This is a genomic window from Elizabethkingia argenteiflava (assembly GCF_009904105.1).
In the GTDB taxonomy this organism is placed as follows: domain Bacteria; phylum Bacteroidota; class Bacteroidia; order Flavobacteriales; family Weeksellaceae; genus Elizabethkingia; species Elizabethkingia argenteiflava.
In genome coordinates this window covers 1-1464 of sequence record NZ_JAAABJ010000241.1, presented here as the reverse complement: position 1 = coordinate 1464, position 1464 = coordinate 1, and the positions used below count along the sequence as shown (strand labels likewise).

1 protein-coding gene is annotated in these 1464 nt (G+C 34.5%); it reads left to right on the top strand.

What is annotated here, in order from left to right:
- Positions 1-869: RHS repeat-associated core domain-containing protein (locus tag GNY06_RS02265; RefSeq protein WP_317163732.1), on the top strand; the 869-nt coding region annotated here is incomplete at its 5' end.
- Positions 870-1464: the final 595 nt, after the last annotated feature.

Sequence of the window (1464 nt, the reverse complement as noted above, 5' to 3'; positions counted from 1 at the left end):
TTAATGCTAAGGAGCTGGATGATGAAACAGGTTATTACTACTACGGCGCAAGGTATTACAACCCTAGGGTATCCCTGTGGTTAAATGTGGATCCTCTAGCGGAGAAAATGCCAAGCTGGTCGCCGTATGCTTATGCCTTTAATAACCCGGTACGATTGGTAGATCCTGATGGAAGGGAACCAATTCCATGGTATCGTAAATGGATCGGAGAAGCAAGAAAACCTTGGCAATGGTATGCCGTAGGTGGCGTATATGATCGAAATACCTTCAATTCTGCTGCTGTTTATAGCACTCAGAATTTAAGGGCTAATGCATATCAAAACGTATATCAAAGGAATGCATATTATGGGTGGGTACAAAGTCAAGCTGATGCAAAAGGTTTAAATTCTAAATGGTTTGGAGCAGCTCAATTAGTTACGGGTCTTAGAGGTGTGGGAGGAACGGCTATACCAGATGGAGGAATTATAACAAGTTCTGCTACCGATAAATTTTTACAAAGAGGAAATAAATTTTTATTTTCTTACAATATAAAAAATGCAAGAGATTTACTTGCTAATGGTGGTGTTTCCGGTGGCTTTACAGATGCCTATGGAGCTAAGCAGTCATTTGAAGGATTGACAGGAATAGCCTTAGATAATAAATTGGTAGAATTTGAGCAATCTAAAGTTCAAGAGTATATTAATAGTTATACAGGAACTGATTTAAAGGGTATTATAAATAATATTAATAATATGATGAATGGTTCTCTACCAAGTTCTGAAGTTAGAGATGTTATAAAAAATAAATTTGACAATAAATTTGATTTTCGCAAATATGAAGATAGGATAAAATTAGGTCAAGAGTTAATCAAAAAAGTACGCAAAGAATGATAAAGAAATTCGTAATACTATACGTTTGCTTTCTTTTTATAGAAACACTGATAAGTGTAATATTATCTCTTATTTATGGACTATTTAATAGATATGGCTCTTACGTGTATAATAGTATAAACGTTCCTCTAGGGGTGAGTTTTTGGAGATTATTGTTTTACTCTTTACCATTGACCATTATTTTTTTTGTGCTATTTAGATATTTTAATCGGTTGGAAGTGGAGTATAAACCTGTTGTGTTCTCTGGGTTTAATGTCTTGATATTTGCAGGTTTGAATCTATTATATAAACTTCATAATGGTTTACCTACATTAGAGTTTACTGAAAGCTTATTTTGGATTACAATAATATCAATATTTTTAAGTCCCATAATTTTAGGACAGATACCATACTTTAGACGGTTAATGGAGAATATATAAGCAAAATTTTTCTAAGCTTATATGGGCTTCTATATCGTATGTGGTTGACTGTGGATCCTCTAGCGGAGAAAATGCCAAGCTGGTCGCCGTACAGTTATAGCTTCAATAATCCTGTAAATTTCGTAGACCCAGATGGACGTGAACCGTTTGATTGGATAAGACAAACAGTCAATGGG